Source organism: Pseudomonas protegens (genome assembly GCF_013407925.2).
Lineage (GTDB): Bacteria > Pseudomonadota > Gammaproteobacteria > Pseudomonadales > Pseudomonadaceae > Aquipseudomonas > Aquipseudomonas fluorescens_AP.
Window position 1 is genome coordinate 1,580,743 of sequence record NZ_CP060201.1, and the last position, 15,371, is coordinate 1,596,113.

The 15,371-nt window shown below is 62.5% G+C and carries 15 protein-coding genes; 7 read left to right on the plus strand and 8 right to left on the minus strand.

All coding sequences use genetic code 11. The annotated features are described in order from the left end of the window. The first annotated feature begins 111 nt into the window (after window positions 1-111). On the plus strand, window positions 112-1,545 hold the full coding sequence (locus GGI48_RS07430) for a M48 family metalloprotease (RefSeq protein WP_016963905.1): 1,434 nt from the start codon (window positions 112-114) through the stop codon (window positions 1,543-1,545). A 75-nt stretch (window positions 1,546-1,620) separates the two neighbouring features. Here GGI48_RS07430 and GGI48_RS07435 read toward each other — a convergent pair whose 3' ends face one another. The 4 genes from GGI48_RS07435 to rpoE all read right to left on the minus strand — a co-directional run bounded on the left by GGI48_RS07435 (window position 1,621) and on the right by rpoE (window position 5,441). Beyond that, window positions 1,621-3,051, minus strand: coding sequence for a DegQ family serine endoprotease (locus GGI48_RS07435; protein WP_016963904.1), 1,431 nt, complete (start codon window positions 3,049-3,051; stop codon window positions 1,621-1,623). A gap of 224 nt (window positions 3,052-3,275) precedes the next feature. Next, window positions 3,276-4,232 carry a MucB/RseB C-terminal domain-containing protein gene (locus tag GGI48_RS07440; protein WP_016963903.1) on the minus strand — a complete coding sequence of 319 codons (957 nt, stop codon included), beginning with the start codon at window positions 4,230-4,232 and terminating at the stop codon, window positions 3,276-3,278. An 8-nt stretch (window positions 4,233-4,240) separates the two neighbouring features. Further along, entirely contained in the window at window positions 4,241-4,828 is a 588-nt protein-coding gene (locus GGI48_RS07445; protein ID WP_016963902.1) for a sigma-E factor negative regulatory protein, read from the minus strand. Window positions 4,829-4,859: 31 nt separating this feature from the next. Then, window positions 4,860-5,441 (minus strand): RNA polymerase sigma factor RpoE, encoded by a 582-nt coding sequence (gene rpoE, locus GGI48_RS07450; protein WP_007930230.1) that lies wholly within the window; start codon window positions 5,439-5,441, stop codon window positions 4,860-4,862. Between the two features lie 557 nt (window positions 5,442-5,998). Here rpoE and nadB point away from each other — a divergent pair. After that, the gene (nadB, locus tag GGI48_RS07455; RefSeq protein ID WP_103741474.1) at window positions 5,999-7,621 is read left to right on the plus strand and encodes an L-aspartate oxidase; all 1,623 of its coding nucleotides are present in this window, start codon (window positions 5,999-6,001) and stop codon (window positions 7,619-7,621) included. On the opposite strand, the gene GGI48_RS07460 is transcribed toward nadB, so the two are convergent. After that, window positions 7,584-8,036 carry a protein YgfX gene (locus GGI48_RS07460; RefSeq protein ID WP_047302447.1) on the minus strand — a complete coding sequence of 151 codons (453 nt, stop codon included), beginning with the start codon at window positions 8,034-8,036 and terminating at the stop codon, window positions 7,584-7,586. The two genes, nadB and GGI48_RS07460, sit on opposite strands and share 38 nt — an antisense overlap. After that, window positions 8,020-8,274 (minus strand): succinate dehydrogenase assembly factor 2, encoded by a 255-nt coding sequence (locus GGI48_RS07465; RefSeq protein WP_016963899.1) that lies wholly within the window; start codon window positions 8,272-8,274, stop codon window positions 8,020-8,022. Before GGI48_RS07465 ends, GGI48_RS07460 begins: the two co-directional genes overlap by 17 nt. A gap of 150 nt (window positions 8,275-8,424) precedes the next feature. Here GGI48_RS07465 and GGI48_RS07470 point away from each other — a divergent pair, with 150 nt between their 5' ends. Both GGI48_RS07470 and GGI48_RS07475 read left to right on the plus strand, forming a co-directional pair. Then, window positions 8,425-9,366, plus strand: a complete 942-nt coding sequence (locus GGI48_RS07470) for a folate-binding protein YgfZ (protein WP_179597678.1) — start codon at window positions 8,425-8,427, stop codon at window positions 9,364-9,366. Between the two features lie 37 nt (window positions 9,367-9,403). Further along, a complete protein-coding gene (locus tag GGI48_RS07475) occupies window positions 9,404-10,225 on the plus strand; it encodes an HDOD domain-containing protein (RefSeq protein WP_047302444.1) in 822 nt (273 codons plus the stop codon). Between the two features lie 3 nt (window positions 10,226-10,228). On the opposite strand, the gene GGI48_RS07480 is transcribed toward GGI48_RS07475, so the two are convergent. After that, a complete protein-coding gene (locus GGI48_RS07480) occupies window positions 10,229-11,614 on the minus strand; it encodes a sensor histidine kinase (protein ID WP_047302442.1) in 1,386 nt (461 codons plus the stop codon). After that, window positions 11,607-12,278, minus strand: a complete 672-nt coding sequence (locus GGI48_RS07485; protein WP_016963896.1) for a response regulator — start codon at window positions 12,276-12,278, stop codon at window positions 11,607-11,609. The genes GGI48_RS07480 and GGI48_RS07485 overlap by 8 nt, the downstream gene beginning before the upstream one ends. A gap of 237 nt (window positions 12,279-12,515) precedes the next feature. Between GGI48_RS07485 and GGI48_RS07490 the strand changes: the two genes are divergently transcribed. Genes GGI48_RS07490 through GGI48_RS07500 form a run of 3 tightly spaced genes read left to right on the plus strand, consistent with a single transcriptional unit; the run spans window position 12,516 to window position 15,371 of the window. After that, window positions 12,516-13,808 (plus strand): OprD family porin, encoded by a 1,293-nt coding sequence (locus tag GGI48_RS07490; RefSeq protein ID WP_179597680.1) that lies wholly within the window; start codon window positions 12,516-12,518, stop codon window positions 13,806-13,808. A gap of 59 nt (window positions 13,809-13,867) precedes the next feature. Then, on the plus strand, window positions 13,868-14,854 hold the full coding sequence (locus tag GGI48_RS07495; RefSeq protein WP_179597682.1) for a Bug family tripartite tricarboxylate transporter substrate binding protein: 987 nt from the start codon (window positions 13,868-13,870) through the stop codon (window positions 14,852-14,854). A gap of 58 nt (window positions 14,855-14,912) precedes the next feature. After that, window positions 14,913-15,371, plus strand: coding sequence for a tripartite tricarboxylate transporter TctB family protein (locus tag GGI48_RS07500; protein WP_179597684.1), 459 nt, complete (start codon window positions 14,913-14,915; stop codon window positions 15,369-15,371).

Consider the following 15,371-nt stretch of genomic DNA (forward strand, 5'->3'; position numbering starts at 1 on the left):
GCTGGAATTTGCCAGAAAGCACCTGGGATCCGCAGAGTTTTCAGCGCCTTTGTCTGGTCCCCGGACCAGCGGCCAGCTACAGTAGAGCCTTTGTCGAATAAGGCTTTGTGCATGAATTTATTGCGCCCTACCCTGCTGACGCTCGCTTGCCTGCTCGCCTCACCGGGCTTCGCCGACGACCTGCCGTCACTCGGTGATGCCAGTTCAGCCATTGTCTCGCCGCAACAGGAACACCAACTGGGCCGCGCCTGGCTGGCGCTGCTGCGCAGCCAGGTCTCGCAGCTCAATGACCCGCAGCTCAAGGACTACGTCGAAACCAGCGTCTACAAACTGGTGGAGACCAGCCAGGTCAACGACCGGCGCCTGGAGTTCATCCTGATCAACAGCCCGCAGCTCAACGCCTTTGCCGCTCCCGGCGGGATTGTCGGGGTCAACGGTGGTCTGTTTCTCAACGCCCAGACCGAAGGCGAATATGCCTCGGTACTGGCTCACGAACTGGCGCACCTTTCCCAGCGGCACTTCGCCCGCGGCGTCGAAGCCCAGCAACGCATGCAGGTGCCAATGATGGCCGCGCTGCTGGCGGGGATCGTGATTGCCGCCGCCGGTGCCGGGGATGCCGGGATCGCCACCATTGCCGGCACCCAGGCCGCGGCAATCCAGGAACAGCGGCGCTTCTCCCGACAGAACGAGCAGGAAGCCGACCGTATCGGCATCCTCAATCTGGAGAAGGCCGGCTACGATCCGCGCTCGATGCCCACCATGTTCGAGCGCCTGATGCGCCAGTACCGCTTCGATGCCAAGCCGCCGGAATTCCTCTTGACCCACCCGGTCACCGAGTCGCGGATCGCCGACACCCGCAACCGTGCCGAACAGGCCAAGCAGGGCGGTACCGAAGACAGCCTGCGCTATCAACTGATTCGTGCCCGAGTGCAACTCAACTATGAAGAGTCCCCGGGCCTGGCCGCCAAGCGTTTTCGCGCGCAGCTCGACGAAAACCCGAAAAACGACATTGCGCGCTACGGCCTGGCCATCGCCCAGATCAAGGGCAGCCAGTGGAACGAGGCTCGGGAAAACCTCAAGCCGTTGCTGGCCAAGTCGCCCAATGACATCACCTACAACCTGGCCCAGATCGAGCTGGACATGGCCAACAGCCGCCTGCCGGATGCGCAAAGTCGGGTCGAGCGAATGCTCAACCTGTACCCCGGCAACTATCCGCTGAACCAGATTCGGGTTGATCTTCTGCTCAAGCAGAACCGCCCGGCGGACGCGGAAAAAGCCCTGGAGGGCCTGCTGAAAAGTCGCCCGGATGACCCGGACGTCTGGTACCTGGTGGCGGAAACCCGCGGCCTGTCCGGCAACATCATCGGCCTGCACCAGGCGCGAGCCGAGTACTTCGCCCTGGTCGGCGACTATCGCCAGGCCATCCAGCAGCTGGACTTCGCCAAGCGCCGGGCCGGCAGCAACTTCCCGCTTTCCTCGAGAATCGATGCGCGTCAGCGCGAGATGATGGATCAGGAGCAGATGGTCAAGGACATGATGCGCTGACCTTGCCGAGAGCCACAAAAAAGCCCGCCTCATACGAGGCGGGCTTTTTATTGGGCACCCCTTAAGGCTGGCGGGTTATTCGGCCAGCTTGAAGGTAATGAAGCTGGCTCGCCCCTGACGCAGAACACGCATGGACACCGAACGATTCTTCGGTAGCGCCTTGGCGATTTCAGTGAACTCCTTCGCGGTGGTGATCGCCTGGTTGTTCAGGTGAGTGATCACATCGCCCGGCTGGAGGCCGATCAGCGCCGCAGGACCGTCCTGAACTTCCTTGATGACAACGCCACCCTTGAGGTCGAAGGCTTTCTTCTGCTCATCGTTGAGTTCGATCACGGCCACGCCGAGACGGTTGCTGCTGCGCTCGACTCCGGACTTGGGCAGCATGCTCAGGTCCTTGTCTTCCTCGGGGATGGCACCGACGGTCAGCTCGACGTTCTTGCGCTTGCCGTCGCGGATCACTTCTAGATTGGCCTTGGCCCCGGCCTTCAGCGCGCCCACCAGGTGCGGCAGGTCGGCAGACATGACGATGGGCTGGCCATTGAGGCTGAGAATCACGTCACCCACTTGCAAGCCACCCTTGGCTGCCGGGCCGCCATCCTGAACCTGAGCCACCAGTGCACCGGCGGGTTTTTCCAGGCCGAAGGACTCAGCCAGGTCTTTATTGACCTCCTGAATCACCACGCCCAGCCAGCCACGGCTGACCTTGCCACCGGTTTTCAGCTGATTGGAGACGTCCATCGCCACATCGATCGGGATGGCGAAGGACACGCCCATGAAGCCACCGGAACGGGTGTAGATCTGCGAGTTGATCCCCACCACTTCACCGGCCAGGTTGAACAGTGGACCACCGGAGTTGCCCGGGTTGATCGGCACGTCGGTCTGGATGAACGGCACATAGTTTTCGTTCGGCAGGCTACGACCGATGGCGCTGACGATGCCCTGGGTCACAGTGTGGTCAAAGCCGAACGGCGAACCGATGGCCACGACCCATTGGCCGGCCTTGAGGTCCTGGGATTTGCCCAGTTTCAGCACGGGCAGGTCTTTGCCATCAATCTTCAGCAGCGCCACGTCGGAGCGCGGGTCGGTGCCGATCAGTTTGGCTTTCAACTCGCTGCGGTCGGCCAGGCGCACGAGGATCTCGTCCGCATCGGCGATCACGTGGTTGTTGGTGAGAATGTAGCCATCCGGGGAGATGATGAAGCCCGAACCCAGGGATTGCGCCTCGCGCTGGCGATCACCGCGCGGGGAGCGCTGCTGGGGCATGCCGCGCTCGAAAAACTCCCGCAGCATTGGCGGCAGGCCTTCCAGATCGGGCATCTGCGCTGAGTTGGAAACCCGGCGATCGGGCAGTTTCTGCGTGGTACTGATGTTCACCACTGCGGGCGAGGCCTGCTCGACCAGTTGGGTGAAATCAGGCAACTCGGCTGCCTGGGCAGACACGGCCTGACCCAGCACCAGTACAGTGGCAAGAATGGTGAAGTAGGACTTCAAGCGTGGTATCGACATACGGCTCCCGTTACGACGAGCGTGGTTAAGCGATATGAAGCAGCAAATGCCGAAAAGACAGGGGTGGCACTTTTGCTCCAGGAACGACAAATAAGGTCAGAACCGAGGGGGTTCTGACCTATAAAAAAACTTTGTGGATTTTGCAAATGAAATTGCTCACCAAACATTTCATCTTCTCAATTGTGGATCAGCCATGATTGACCTCTTACACAACCAATAAAGCTTCATTGTTTGGTGGCGGCATCGAAACGCATGGACAGGGCAATACGTTCGGCGGTGCCAATCGGAATTTCCCCGACCACCGTGACCATCATTTCGCCTTCGGGGGTGGTCAAGCGCCGCGATACTGCGACAGTCGGCCCCAACTGCGAACGAGTGTCGGTCACCGCCTCGCCATTGAGGGGCTCGAGGAACACGGAGAAACGTGCAAAACCATCGTCATACAGCAGGCTGTTAACCACGGACTTGGTTTGCGGATCCTTGCGGGCGCTGCTGCTGGTCAACTCGAAACCTGGAGGCAACCAGTCGGAGTGCCAGGCTTGGGTACTCTTGATCGCTGAGGCCTTGTCGCTATCCAGAACCACCGGCTTGCAGTCCGGACTGGCACGCAGCTCGTTGTCATCCGGTACATCGGCGGTGTCCAGACGGGTGAACTGAAAGCGCTCAAGCAACTGTCCCTTGTCATTCAACAACAGGGACTTGAGCGGCAAGCCGGTTTCCTGATCCAGGTGCAATTCAAAGCCGTAACGATGCTGGTCTCGCGGCGTGACCGCAACGATCACCGCCTGACGCCCGGCCACGCGTGACTTGCCGATAACGGCAAGTTCATACCAATTCTTGAGTTTCTGCGGATCCAGCGCACGCGCCGCAGAGTCCGGGGCATCCCCCAAGCCTGCCACCAGCGTACCGCTGACGCATTGGGTACGACCATCGACGCGCACAACCTCTTGAGCGGATCCATCGAGCTGGATCAAACGCTCACGGACCTTTCCATCTTGGACACGATGCCAGATGTTATGGGTAGAAAAACTACCATTGCGCTCGTAAACGAAGGTGCCCTGAAAGCTTTGCTGCCGTTCCGCTTGCCCAAGACGCTGCAACCAGTCCTGGGCTTCGTCGGCGTGGGCTGGAACCACAAACCAGCCACTGAGCAGAAGCGAGAGTAGAGGGATGGCGCGCATGATCCTCCTTAGCGGTTTTCCAGGCTTGCCGCACGGGCATAAGGCAGTGCGCTTTCAGTGCCTTTGAGTGCAGCTTGCTGCGCATGCTGACGCAGGTAGCTTGGCAGACGCTGGTCGTGCCAGCCGGGCTGACCTTGCAATACGCCATTGGCCATGGGGCCGGTGGCTTCCGAGCTTTCATTGTAGCCGGCCAAAACGGCAGGGCCTTTGACTTGTGGGGCGGCCAGGGTTGGCTGACCCGCTTGCTGAGCAAGCTCCACACCTGCGATCTCATCGTGGTTGTACAGACGTACACCCGCGAGTACCGCTACAGTCACAGACGCAGCGACCGCCAGACGACCCAGGCTGCGCCAAGGTCCACGAGACGCTTTGGCCGGTACAGCTTCATCGGCCAGGGCTGCAGAAACCGCAGCGGCGATGTCCAGACGCGGAAGCAGCAACTCCTTGTGCATGGCTGCCCGGGCGATTTGATAACGAGCCCAGGTCTCACGGGTTTCCACTTCGTCGACGGCATTCAATACCCGACGCAATTCCAGTTCGTCCGCTTCGTTATCCATCACCGCGGACAGCGATTCCTGCAGGGCTTCACGACTCATGGCGGTTCCTCTCTTGGCTGTCGCCGCTGTCTCAGGTTTCCTGCAACAACGGCTGCAGGGCTTTATCGATGGCTTCCCGAGCGCGGAAAATCCGGGAGCGCACGGTACCCACCGGACACTGCATGACGCTGGCAATGTCCTCGTAACTCAGACCATCGAATTCACGTAAAGTTAAGGCTGTACGCAAATCTTCCGGCAGTTGCTGAATGGTTCGATGGACGGTGCCTTCGATCTCATCCCGCAGCAATGCACGTTCCGGCGATTCGAGATCCTTCAGGCCATGATCGCCGTCATAGAACTCCGCATCCTCAGAACTGACATCGCTATCCGGCGGCCGACGGCCGCGTGAAACCAGATAGTTTTTCGCCGTGTTGATGGCGATACGGTACAGCCACGTATAGAACGCGCTGTCCCCCCGAAAATTACCTAGTGCACGGTAAGCCTTGATAAAGGCTTCTTGTGCGACATCCTGGGCTTCATGGGTGTCGTGCACGAAACGCACGATCAACCCGAGAATTTTGTGCTGGTATTTCAGCACGAGCAGATCGAACGCTCGCTTGTCGCCACGCTGAACGCGCTCGACCAGCTGCTGATCCTCTTCCTGGGTTAGCATGAACACTCCTCGATAAGCTCGGAGGAGGCTTGCATCACTAATCGATCAGGCTTGCAAACATAGACTCGGGCTTTTCGCAAAAGTTCTCCCCCTCCAAGCAAGTTTCCTGCGGGCTCTGATCCGGCACGCACGAAAAACGCAGCGCGGGCAAGGCCGGCTGCGCGAATAATCCTGTCGTCGATTTCTGTCACAAGGAACAGACTGCAAACCCTGGCCAGAACCGACGCTGTCCCTTCTTTCAGGCAACCTTCTATTGAGTTTGGGGCCTTGGCAAAAGTTCCCAATCTTTATAGCTGTGCCGAACGAAGATTGTGTAACGGTGAAGAGAAAAACCGCCTTACTTCTTCGATCAACCCGCGCGGAAGCTGGAATGCCGCGAGAAGAGGCTGGTCGAGAGCAACGCTTTTGCTCAGCGAAGTCGCACAACGCCATGAAGGCGCGACTATTGTGCCGATCCCCCCCTCTATATACTAGTGGGCTGTGTGGCTGCTTTGACTCGCCGATTCAGGCGTCTTGCGCCAACCCCATATTGGGTCGCTTTGAGCGGAATCCTTCAAATGAGCCAACAGTTTCAACACGATGTTCTGGTGATTGGCAGCGGCGCCGCCGGCTTGAGCCTGGCCCTTAACCTGCCCAGCCACCTGCGTATTGCCGTCCTGAGCAAAGGCGACCTGGCCAACGGCTCGACCTACTGGGCCCAGGGCGGTGTAGCCGCCGTACTGGACGATACCGATACCGTCGAATCCCACGTCGATGACACCCTCAATGCCGGTGGCGGCTTATGCCATGAAGATGCGGTGCGCTTTACCGTCGAGCACAGCCGTGAAGCCATCCAGTGGCTGATCGACCAGGGCGTCCCCTTCACCCGCGACGAAGACGCTGGCAGCGATGAAAGCGGCTTCGAATTCCACCTGACCCGCGAAGGCGGCCATAGCCACCGGCGGATCATCCATGCCGCAGACGCCACCGGCGCGGCGATCTTCAAGACCTTGCTGGCCCAGGCCCGACAACACCCCAACATCGAGCTGCTGGAGCAAAGGGTCGCCGTCGACCTGATCACCGAAAAGCGCCTGGGCCTGGAAGGCGACCGCTGCCTGGGGGCCTACGTGCTCAATCGCGGCACCGGCCAAGTCGACACCTTCGGCGCACGCTTCGTGATTCTCGCCTCCGGCGGTGCGGCCAAGGTCTACCTCTATACCAGCAATCCCGACAGCGCCTGTGGCGACGGCATTGCCATGGCCTGGCGCTCGGGCTGCCGGGTAGCCAACCTGGAATTCAACCAGTTCCACCCCACCTGCCTGTATCACCCGCTGGCCAAGAGCTTCCTGATCACCGAGGCCCTGCGCGGCGAAGGCGCCCACCTCAAGCTGCCCAATGGCGAACGTTTCATGCCGCGCTTCGATCCACGGGCCGAACTGGCTCCGCGGGATATCGTCGCCCGGGCCATCGACCACGAAATGAAGCGCCTGGGGATTGACTGCGTCTACCTGGACATCAGCCACAAGCCGGCCGCGTTCATCAAAAGCCATTTCCCGACGGTGTATGAACGCTGCCTGGAGTTTTCCATCGATATCACCCAGCAGCCGATCCCGGTGGTACCGGCGGCCCACTACACCTGTGGCGGGGTGATGGTCGACCAGCGGGGCCGCACCGACGTGCCCGGCCTGTACGCCATCGGCGAAACCAGCTTCACCGGGCTGCACGGGGCCAACCGCATGGCCAGCAACTCCTTGCTGGAATGCTTCGTCTATGCCCGCTCGGCGGCAGCCGACATCCTTGAGCAACTGCCCCAGGTCTCGATTCCCGCTGCCCTGCCCGCCTGGGACGCCAGCCAGGTCACCGATTCCGACGAAGACGTGATCATTGCGCACAACTGGGATGAACTGCGGCGCTTCATGTGGGACTACGTGGGTATCGTGCGCACCAACAAGCGCCTGCAACGGGCTCAGCACCGGGTGCGCCTGCTGCTGGATGAGATCGACGAGTTCTACAGCAACTACAAGGTCAGTCGCGACCTGATCGAGTTGCGCAACCTGGCCCAGGTCGCCGAGCTGATGATCCTCTCGGCCATGGAGCGCAAGGAAAGCCGCGGCCTGCACTACACCCTCGACTACCCGCAGCAGTTGCCCGAGGCCCGGGACACTATTCTGCAGCCGCCCACCTACGCCGGCCGAACTTGAGCCGCACCCGCAGGCGCCGATGCACATCGGCCGCCTGCGCATCCCGCGGCACACACAGAGAACGCACCCACGGCTCGCCGCACACGCGAAAACGCAGCACCACGATCAGCGGCAACGCCAGGCTGTCAGCGCGCAACTGCACCGCCTGCCAGCCCTTGGCCGGGCTCCACAACTGCCAGCCTTCTGCCGAATGCCGCAAGCCCGTGAACGCCCGGGGGTGAGTCAGGAGAATCTGTCGAGGCAGCACCCAGCCGGCGTGCAACAGGCACAACAACAGCCCCAGGAACTTGGCGACAGGCGCACACTGCAAAAGAACAATGGCCGCCACGGCGAATGCCTGGGCCATCAGGTAGGCCGCCAGCAGTTGCCTTGAAGCACGCCAGCGGCACTCGAACACGCTACTTGGGTTGGACACGGTCCAGAATCATGCGAACCATGCGCTGCAGCTCAGGGTCCTCGGACTCGCTGCGCTCCATGAACCAGCCGAACATGTCCTGATCCTCGCATTCCAGCAGCTTGCGATAGCACTCGCGATCAGTCTCATCGAGATGCGGGTACACCTCCCTGACGAACGGCACCAGCAACACGTCCAGCTCAAGCATGCCGCGACGGCTGTGCCAGTAGAGGCGATTCAGTTCAACATCTTCAACCATGGAGCGCTCCTCAAATAGAGCGCAAGTATACAGCCCGGGGCACACGAGAACAGTCGGCTTTGGTCGGCCACCGGCTATCCTTTGTGAACTATCCATTTCAGGGGCGCCCCCTTATGATGTGCCCCAGACTTTTTTACCCTGCGATGAACCATGGCTGACTCCGCTTTTTTCTGCCCCCTGTCCCACGAAGGCGTCCTCGCCGTCCGCGGCCCTGATGCCAGCAAATTCCTTCAGGGTCAGTTGACCTGCAACCTCAATTACCTCAGCGACAGCCAATCCAGCCTCGGCGCGCGCTGCAACCAGAAAGGTCGCATGCAGTCGAGTTTCCGCATCCTTGTGCAAGGTGACGGCTGCCTGCTGGCCATGGCCAGCGAACTGCTCGAACCGCAATTGGCCGACCTGAAGAAGTACGCCGTGTTCTCCAAGGCCAAGCTCAGCGACGAAAGCGCCAGCTGGGTGCGTTTCGGCCTGGCCGGCGGCGACGCCACCCTCCGCGACCTGAGCCTCGAACTGCCCCAGGAAGACGGCGCCGTGGTCCGAGCCGACGACCTGATCGCCATACGCGTGTCCAGCGACCGCGCCGAACTCTGGGGCCCGGCAGAACAAGCCGAGCACCTGGCTCGACAATTGGCCGCGCAACTGCCCCAGGGCGAGCTCAACCAGTGGCTGCTGGGCCAGATCCGCGCCGGCCTGGGCCAGGTCATGGCGCAGACCCGCGAGCTGTTCATTCCACAGATGCTCAACCTGCAGGCCGTGGGTGGCGTCAGCTTCAAGAAGGGCTGCTACACCGGCCAGGAAATCGTCGCCCGCATGCAGTACCTGGGCAAGCTCAAGCGCCGCCTGTACCGCCTCGCCTTGCCCGCAGGCGAGCTTCCCGCCCCCGGCACCCCACTGTTCTCCCCGACCCACAACAGCGCCATCGGCGAAGTGGTCCTGGCCGCCCAGGCACCCGATCAAGTGGAACTGCTGGCCGTGTTGCAGGCCGAGGCGGTGGAAGACGGCAACCTGCACCTGGGGACACTCGAAGGGCCCGGTCTGCACTTGCTGGATCTGCCGTACGAGCTGGACCGCGATCGCGAAATCCAGCGCTGATCGATTCCCCTTTCCTGCAACACCCTAGAGAACTGAAATGACTGAGCTGGCGCAAAAGGTCCAACGGGATTTGGTGGAGGCCATCGACAACGATGACCTGGTCCTGCCAACCCTACCGGAGGTGGCCATGCAGATTCGCCAGGCCGCCGAAGACCCGGAAATCAGCGTCAGCACCCTGAGTAAAGTGATAGGCCGTGACACCGCGTTGTCGGCACGGCTGATCAAGGTGGTCAACAGCCCCCTGCTGCGGGCGACCCAGGAAGTCACCGACCTGCACACCGCAATCACCCGCCTGGGGGTCAACTACAGCAGCAACCTGGCCATCGGCCTGGTGATGGAGCAGATCTTCAACGCCCGCTCCGAAGTGGTGGCGCAAAAGATGCACGATGTCTGGCGCCGCAGCCTGGAAGTGGCCGGGGTCAGCTACGCCCTGTGTCGCAGCTACACCCAGCTCAAGCCCGACCAGGCAGCCCTTGGCGGCCTGGTGCACCAGATCGGCGTGCTGCCGATCCTGACCTACGCCGAAGACCATTACGAACTGCTGTCCGACCCGGTCAGCCTCAACCACGTGATCGAGCGGATCCACCCCTTGCTGGGAGACAAGCTGCTGCGGGTCTGGGAGTTCCCCGAGCAACTGGTGGCAATCCCCGGGCAGTACCTGCACTTCGACCGCCAGAGCGCCGGGATCGACTACGTCGATCTGGTGCAGGTGGCGACCCTGTACTGCCACAAGGACACTGATCACCCTCTCTCGCGGATTGACGCCTTCAGCGTGCCGGCCTTCAAGAAGCTGGGAATCGACCCGGAAAACCAGGCCATGTGCAACGATCTGCAAGCATCCCGCTCAATGCTCTACTGATCCTCATCCGGCAATAAAACTCACCCGCACCTTGAGCCCCGAAGGCTCGCCGTCATGCAGGCTGATCTGGGCCAGATGGGCGCGACAGATTTCCCCCACGATCGCCAGGCCCAATCCCGAGCCGGCCACCTGCTGATTGCGCCGGTAGAAACGCTCGAAGACCCGGTCCCGATCCTCCAGGGGAATCCCCGGCCCATCGTCCTCCACCTCCAGCACGCCTGGCGCAAAGACCCGCAGCACCACATTGCCCCCCGGCGGCGTGTGGGCCAGGGCGTTGTCCACCAGATTGCTCAGCAACTCGTTGAGCAGGGTCGGCTCGCCCTTGAGCCACACCGGCTCGTCGGCCTCCAGCGCCAGGGCCACGCCCCGGGCATGGGCCAGGGGCGCCATGGCCATGCCCAGCTCCCGAGCCAGCTGGCTGAGGTCAAGCAACTGCGCACCGCCTTCGGCAATGGCCCGAGCGCCGTTTTCCACCCGAGCCAGGGACAGCAGTTGATTGGCCAGATGAGTCAGGCGATCAGTGCCCTGGGCCGCGCTTTCCAGGGTCGAACGCCAGGTCTGCGCTTCGCCGGAGCGCAAGCCCAGTTCCAGGCGGGCCTTGAGTGCGGCCAAGGGCGTGCGCAACTCATGGGCGGCCTCGGCGATGAACTGCGCCTGGCGCTCGAACTGCCCGCGCAGACGTTCGGTGAAATGATTCAAGGCCCGCACCAGGGGCCACAATTCGCGCTGCACCGACACCAGCGGCAGTGGCCGCAAGTCATCGGGCTGGCGCTCTTCCACCGCACCGCGCAAACGCTCCAGTGGCCGCAGCGCGGCACTCACCGCAAACCACACCAGCAGCAACGCACCGATGGCCAGCATGCCCAGGCGCAGCAAGGTATCGGCCATCAGGCTGCGGGCCATGGCGACCCGTGCCTCGTCAGTCTCGGCGACGCGGATCTCCGCCATGCCATTCATGTTCGGCTCGCTGACCGCCTTGAGCAGGCTCACCACCCGCACGTTCTGCCCCAGGTATGTGGCGTCATAGAAGCGCGCCAGGGCCGGGTAGTCATCGGTACGCGGAGTGCCCGGCGGTGGACCGGGGAGGTTTTCGTAACCGGAAATCAGTTGCTGGTGAATATCGTTGACCTGGTAGTAGATGCGCCCGGCGCTGTCGTAGGCGAAGGTGTCCAGGGCCACATAGGGCACGTTGGCACTGAGGCTGCCGTCGCGCTGGGACAGGCCGGCGGCGATGGTCCGCGCCGAGGCCAGCAGGGTGCGGTCATAGGCGGTGTCGGCGGCCTCGCGGCCATTCCAATAAGCGCTGAGCCCACTGGCCAGCATCAGCACCACCAGCAGCAGCGCCAGGTTCCACAGCAACCGCCAACGCAGGCTGCTGGGCTTATGCATCGCGGCTTTCCAGCAAATAGCCCAGGCCGCGAAAGGTGACAATCGCCACCGCATGGCCATCGAGCTTCTTGCGCAGGCGGTGAACGTAGATCTCGATGGCGTCCGGGCTGGCCTCCTCATCCAGGCCGAACACCTGGGACGCCAGTTGCTCCTTGCTCATCACCCGGCCAGGACGGGCAATCAACGCCTCCAGCACGGCCTGCTCGCGGGAGGTCAGGGTCAGCAGCTCCTCGCCCAGGGTGAAGCGTCGGGTGTCCAAGTCATAGGCCAGCACCCCGCAGCGCTGCTGGCGTTCGCCGCCCAGCACGCTGCGGCGCAACAGGGCCTTGACCCGGGCTTCCAGCTCGGTCAGCTCGAACGGCTTGGCCAGGTAGTCGTCGGCCCCCAGGTTCAGGCCGTGAACCCGGTCCTTGACGTCGCTGCGGGCGGTGAGCATCAGCACCGGCAGGTTCTTGCCCCGGGCCCGCAGGCGCGCCAGCACCTCGAAACCGTCCATGCGCGGCAGGCCGACATCGAGGATCGCCACGGCGTATTCCTCGCTGCCCAGGGCCAGGTCGGCGGCCACGCCGTCGTGCAGCACATCCACGGTCAAGCCGGTGCTCTTGAGCGCCTGGGCGACACTTTCGGCCAGTTGCAGATGGTCTTCGACGAGCAGGACTCGCATGGATGATTACCTCGATTCAGGGGGGATCGACGCCGCTCTTTGGCGCGGAGTGTACCGCCGCATCCGCCGCTGTGAAGCCCGAAAACCGTGAAAGTGCGCTGAAAGGTTAGCGAAAGGTTGGCCCTTTAGAGTCCCGCTACGGACAGTCTCGACTGCCCTGGTCTCAATGACCGCTGACACGCAAAACGCCTCGAAGCGTTTTCGTCAACAATAAGAACAATAACGGAGTACCCCTGGATGCCGTCCACGCGCCCTCACGCCGTCACACCTGTATCTTTTTCCCGTCTGACCCCGACCGCCCTGGCCAGCGCCGCGGCCCTCGCCGGTGTCGCCCCCTTGAGCCAGGCCGCCTTTTTCGAAGACAGCAGTGCCACCTTCGAAACCCGCAACATGTACTTCAACCGCGACTTCCGCGAAGGCACCAGCGCCCAGCAGTCCAAGCGCGACGAATGGGCCCAGGGGTTCATGCTCAACCTGCAGTCGGGCTACACCGAAGGCACGGTGGGCTTCGGCCTGGACGCCCTGGGCATGCTCGGGGTCAAGCTCGATTCCAGCCCCGACCGCACCGGCACCGGCCTGCTGCCGACCCACGATGATGGGCGCGCCGCCAATGAGTACTCCAAGCTCGGCCTGACCGGCAAAGTGAAGATCTCCGCCACCGAACTGAAAATCGGCAGCCTGATTCCCGAGTTGCCGATCCTCAAGCCCAACGACGGGCGCATCCTGCCGCAGACCTTCGAAGGCGGTTTGCTGACCTCCAAGGAGATCAAGAACCTGACCTTCACCGGCGGCCGCCTGGACAAGGCCAAGGACCGCGACGACAGCAACTACGAGGACATCCGCCTCAACAACAAGAACAGCCGCTTCGCCGGCACCGTGGCCGGCAAGCACTTCAATTTCGGCGGCCTGGACTACAAGTTCACCGACAAGATCACCGGCAGCTACCACTTCGCCCAACTGGACGACGTCTACAACCAGCACTTCTTCGGCCTGGTGGCGTCGCGTCCCCTGGGTCCAGGCACCTTCGCCAGCGACCTGCGCTTGGCCATCAGCGACGACCAGGGCCAGGCCCGGGGCGGCAAGATCGACAACCGATCGCTCAACGGCCTGCTGAGCTACGCCCTCAACGGCCACAAACTCAGTGCCGGCTACCAGCACATGTCCGGCGACAGCGCCTTCCCCTATGTCGATGGCAGCGACCCGTACCTGGTGAACTTCGTGCAGATCAACGATTTTGCCGGTGCCGAGGAACGCTCCTGGCAGGCCCGCTACGACTACGACTTCGCCAAGCTCGGGGTGCCCGGCCTGAGCTTCATGACCCGCTACATCAGCGGCGACAATATCGCCCTGAAAAACGGCGACACCGGCAAGGAATGGGAGCGCAACACCGAGGTCAAGTACGTGGTGCAAAGCGGCACCTTCAAGGACGTTGCCGTGCGCCTGCGCAACGCCACCTACCGCTCCAACTATTCGGCTCGCGACGCGGATGAAGTGCGCCTGCTGGTGAGCTACAGCGTGGCCCTGTGGTAACTCACCAGGCAAGCTTGCTTAAAAAGGACAGACCAACAACAACTCCTGTGGAGACAATCATGGACTTTTCACTGCGTAACCTCGCCCTCACCGCCGGCTGCATGCTGTTCGCCGGCCAATTGCTGGCCGCATCCGCCGAGCCCAAGCGCCCGGAGTGCATCGCCCCGGCCTCCCCGGGCGGCGGCTTCGACCTGACCTGCAAGCTGGCGCAAAGCGCCCTGGTCAACGAGAAGATCCTGACCAAGCCGATGCGCGTGACCTACATGCCCGGCGGCGTCGGCGCGGTGGCCTACAACGCGGTGGTGGCCCAGCGCCCGGCCGACGCCGGAACCCTGGTGGCCTGGTCCAGCGGCTCGCTGCTGAACCTGGCCCAGGGCAAGTTCGGCCGTTTCGATGAAAGCGCGGTGCGCTGGCTGGCGGCGGTGGGCACCAGCTACGGCGCCATCGCCGTGAAAAGCGATTCGCCCTACAAGACCCTCGACGATCTGGTCCAGGCTCTTAAGAAAGATCCAAGCAAAGTGGTGATAGGTTCCGGCGGCACCGTGGGCAGCCAGGACTGGATGCAGACCGCGCTGATCGCCAAGGCCGCCGGGATCAACCCGCGGGACCTGCGCTACGTCGCCCTGGAAGGCGGCGGCGAGATCGCCACGGCCCTGCTGGGCGGGCACATTCAGGTCGGCAGCACCGATATTTCCGACTCCATGCCACACATCCAGGCCGGCGACATGCGCCTCTTGGCGGTGTTCTCCGAACAGCGCCTGGACGAGCCGAAAATGAAAGACATCCCCACCGCCAAGGAGCAGGGCTACGACATCGTCTGGCCGGTAGTGCGCGGTTTCTACCTCGGGCCGAAAGTCACCGACGAGGAATACGCCTGGTGGAAAGACGCCTTCGACAAACTGCTGGCCTCCGAAGACTTCGCCAAGCTGCGCGATCAGCGCGAGCTGTTCCCCTTCGCCCTGACCGGCCCCGAGCTGGACACCTACGTGAAAAAGCAGGTGGCCGACTACAAGACCCTGGCCAAAGAGTTCGGCCTGATCCAGTGACCGTCCCTTGCTGACGGCGCGGCCCTCGCGCATCGAGGGCCGCGCCCGGGAGTTAACCATGCTCGTTCAACGTCTCTTCGCCGCGGTGTTGCTGCTGGTCTGTGCCGCTCTGGCACTGATGGCCTGGCCGTATCAAGCGGCCTTTTCCTACGAACCCGTGGGCCCGCGGGCCTTCCCTTTGCTGATGCTCGGCCTGATGGGCCTGGCCCTGCTGTACATGCTGTTTCGCCCGGCGCCGATCAAGCACAGCGAAGACGAACCGCCCCTGGACCGGCAGACGCTGACCAAGATCACGCTCTGCGTGACCTTGCTGCTGGTGTTCGCCGGCACCTTCGAACCCCTGGGCTTCATCCTCGCCAGCATCCTCATCGGCGTGCCAATGGCCCGGCTTTATGGCGGCCGCTGGCTGCCCAGCCTGGTGATCATCAGCCTGCTCAGTGTCGGCCTCTACTGGCTGTTCGACCGGGTCATGGACGTACCCCTGCCCCTCGGCCTGCTCGACGTTCTGGAGAATTGA

Coding starts and splice junctions, on each gene's coding strand:
- GGI48_RS07440 (WP_016963903.1), bottom strand. CDS start 4,232: ATGCGCGCCATCCCTCTACTCTCGCTTCTGCTCAGTGGCTGGTTTGTG.
- GGI48_RS07465 (WP_016963899.1), bottom strand. CDS start 8,274: ATGGTTGAAGATGTTGAACTGAATCGCCTCTACTGGCACAGCCGTCGC.
- GGI48_RS07435 (WP_016963904.1), bottom strand. CDS start 3,051: ATGTCGATACCACGCTTGAAGTCCTACTTCACCATTCTTGCCACTGTA.
- GGI48_RS07470 (WP_179597678.1), top strand. CDS start 8,425: ATGGCTGACTCCGCTTTTTTCTGCCCCCTGTCCCACGAAGGCGTCCTC.
- GGI48_RS07495 (WP_179597682.1), top strand. CDS start 13,868: ATGGACTTTTCACTGCGTAACCTCGCCCTCACCGCCGGCTGCATGCTG.
- GGI48_RS07480 (WP_047302442.1), bottom strand. CDS start 11,614: ATGCATAAGCCCAGCAGCCTGCGTTGGCGGTTGCTGTGGAACCTGGCG.
- GGI48_RS07500 (WP_179597684.1), top strand. CDS start 14,913: ATGCTCGTTCAACGTCTCTTCGCCGCGGTGTTGCTGCTGGTCTGTGCC.
- GGI48_RS07430 (WP_016963905.1), top strand. CDS start 112: ATGAATTTATTGCGCCCTACCCTGCTGACGCTCGCTTGCCTGCTCGCC.
- GGI48_RS07475 (WP_047302444.1), top strand. CDS start 9,404: ATGACTGAGCTGGCGCAAAAGGTCCAACGGGATTTGGTGGAGGCCATC.
- GGI48_RS07485 (WP_016963896.1), bottom strand. CDS start 12,278: ATGCGAGTCCTGCTCGTCGAAGACCATCTGCAACTGGCCGAAAGTGTC.
- rpoE (WP_007930230.1), bottom strand. CDS start 5,441: ATGCTAACCCAGGAAGAGGATCAGCAGCTGGTCGAGCGCGTTCAGCGT.
- nadB (WP_103741474.1), top strand. CDS start 5,999: ATGAGCCAACAGTTTCAACACGATGTTCTGGTGATTGGCAGCGGCGCC.
- GGI48_RS07445 (WP_016963902.1), bottom strand. CDS start 4,828: ATGAGTCGTGAAGCCCTGCAGGAATCGCTGTCCGCGGTGATGGATAAC.
- GGI48_RS07490 (WP_179597680.1), top strand. CDS start 12,516: ATGCCGTCCACGCGCCCTCACGCCGTCACACCTGTATCTTTTTCCCGT.